This is a genomic window from Corallococcus sicarius (assembly GCF_003611735.1).
GTDB lineage: Bacteria > Myxococcota > Myxococcia > Myxococcales > Myxococcaceae > Corallococcus > Corallococcus sicarius.
In genome coordinates, this window is the sequence record NZ_RAWG01000689.1 from 1 (window position 1) to 655 (window position 655).

A 655-nucleotide genomic window follows, 5' to 3' on the forward strand; every position below is an offset into this window, starting at 1 on the left:
GGGTCGGCATCCACGACAACTTCTTCGCGCTCGGGGGCCATTCGCTGCTGGCCACCCAGCTCGTCTCGCGGGTGCGCGCCACCTTCCGGCGCGAGCTGCCCCTCCGAGCCCTCTTCGAGGCGCCCACCGTGGCCGCCCTCGCGAAGCGCATCGACTCCACGCAAGCCACCACCGTTTCGGCTCCGAAGAAGAGGGTCACGGTGCGTGGTGACAGGCTCCCACTGTCCTTCGCGCAGCAGCGCCTCTGGCTGCTGGATCAGCTTCAGCCCGGGGACGCGTCCTACAACCTGCCCGCCGCGCTGCGCCTCACGGGGCGTCTGGAGGTGGAAGCCCTGCGCCGCGCCTTCGAGGCCCTCGTCCAGCGCCACGAGGCCCTGCGCACCACCTTCCAAGAACACCAGGGCGGACCCACCCAAATCATCCACGCCCCAGGGGGCTGGACGCTGCCCGTCATCGACCTCTCCGCCCTGCCCGAAGCACAACGCAATGCGGAAGCCCGACGACAGGCCGGCGAGGAGGCGCGCCGCTCGTTCCACCTCGCCACGGGTCCACTCCTGCGCACCACCCTCGTGCGCCTGGGCGAGGAGGAGCACCTGCTGCTGGTGACGATGCACCACATCGTCTCCGACGGCTGGTCCATGGGCGTCTTCGTCCG

General features: G+C 70.4%; 1 protein-coding gene. It reads left to right on the forward strand.

Features of this window, described 5'->3' with window-relative positions; translation table 11 throughout:
• A partial coding sequence (locus D7X12_RS41715; protein ID WP_208719642.1) for a condensation domain-containing protein occupies positions 1–655 on the forward strand: 655 nt, incomplete at both ends.